The following is a 1,926-nucleotide window of genomic DNA, read 5'->3' on the forward strand; positions in this document are numbered from 1 at the left end:
TCATTCCCTAAACTGCCTTCCCTTCCGACTGGGACGCATTATACGTGGTTTTAATAAGGGGTCAAGGGGTTATTTCAGTGTTTTGATAGTTATTTTGAGGTTTATCACAAGAGGTTAAATAGTTCTATATTTTTCAATGAGTTATAAAGAAGCCATTGAAAACCTATAATCATTCCTAGATAAAAGAGATACAACAATGAGCACATTCTACTGAGATAAATCTTCCTTGCTTGCTTTGCCTATATAGATATAGGCTACATAAAATTTACCTCAGTAGAAATGTATCTACTTTTTTATCGTGGATCGACTATAAAACTTGTTCAGCATCGGGAACCAATTTCTGAAAAAAAATAGCGAATGATTAGTCCTTAAGTTCTCATACCAAAAGATCTTTTTCGTTATACCTAGCACCATGGCAAAAGATCAATACTGGACTTGCGTCAAACTCGTATGAATAGAACCAAATATCTATGACAAAGGAAATCTTAGAAATATGGTTGAAGGTATGTTGTATCCGATGCGGGTTGGTTCTCCTTAATGTGACCTACCAGCGTATTTTGATAAGCCCAGCAACATTTATAAAGCTTACTGCCGCTAGTTGTGCAGCAATAAGCTGATCGCACTGTTTACTTTATTAATTAAAGATTTAAACCTTCAGTGAATCTTTCTACATGGCACTCATATCAAGGCGCATTAGCACAGTAATGATGACAATGGGAAGCTACAATTTGTTAGTGAAATCGTGGCAAGACTCTCGACCAAGATTTACTTAGCAGTGAATACCCATAGCAATCCTATTGTTTTTACCTTAAGCGATACAGAGTTTTTATATCTATACAAAGGCTATGATTCTAACGCACTACAAGCATATATTAAACAAGTAAGGAAATGTGATAACTTCCCTCAGAAACGAAGCACTAAGTTCTCTAAGGAGCATTGAACAAAATATGCCATCTAGTAAAAAATACTTTGGCTAAGCTAAAAACTATAGAACGGTGCAACCAGATTTGATAAGCTCAAACAGAGTTATGAAAATACGGTAGCTCTCGCTTGCGCCTATATCTGGCTGAAATTTTGAATAATCGACACGCGCTATTTATTGTGTAACCACTTCTTTATACGATATATCGTTTGACTAAATAATAATATATGAGGTTTATCTATAACAATAAGGCTTTTAAAATTAAAATGTATATTAATTTATGAGAAAGTATGTCAAAGAATTAGAGGAAGATATATTTAAGATTATAAAGACACAAGCAGACACCAGTGACTCCGACTGACACAGTACTAATTTGAAAAATGGCAACAAGGTCATTGACGGCAAGCACAATTAACAGTGTAAAGGCTATTGGCGTCAATTCATTGACATATATATATTAACCTACCGAGGCTATCATTCTAGAATGGATAACAGCGCAAGACTGTAAAATCAGATTTGCTAGTATGGGTAAAGTGCTGTACACCTAAAGTACATCTGTGTATAAAATTACGCCTGAGAAGCTTTATTATGAGCGCTTAAAGATTGATAAGTTTTAAACTTACGTATATTGCAAGAAGCATAAAGTCCGTCTCACTTATACTTATGATCGGAAAATCAGTTAAATTGCGGCAGATACTTCTGGTAAACGTGATATAGCCACAGCAAGGAAGATACTTTCTCATTTCGAACACTTGAAGTAAGATATCGTTCTGTTGTTTCCCTAAAAAAGCTGACAATCAATTAGAGTATAAAGGTGCTATTTTTTTAAAAACTCAGAGTAATCATGAAAACATAGAGAACATCTTACATGTATGGCGTTATATTTCTGAGTCACAGCCAAAACAAAACCCCCAACGAATTAACGTTGGGGGTAATGAGGAATAGAGAGCTGACGATGACCTACTCTCACATGGCCGGAGCCACACTACCATTGGCGCTATGAT

Annotated in this window: 1 pseudogene; it reads left to right on the forward strand. The window is 35.5% G+C overall.

Features of this window, described 5'->3' with window-relative positions:
- Window positions 1-454: 454 nt before the first annotated feature.
- Window positions 455-1,078, forward strand: a pseudogene (locus JMX48_RS13915) (IS5/IS1182 family transposase).
- Window positions 1,079-1,926 lie beyond the last annotated feature (848 nt).

Source organism: Psychrobacter immobilis (assembly GCF_904846225.1).
Lineage (GTDB): Bacteria > Pseudomonadota > Gammaproteobacteria > Pseudomonadales > Moraxellaceae > Psychrobacter > Psychrobacter immobilis_F.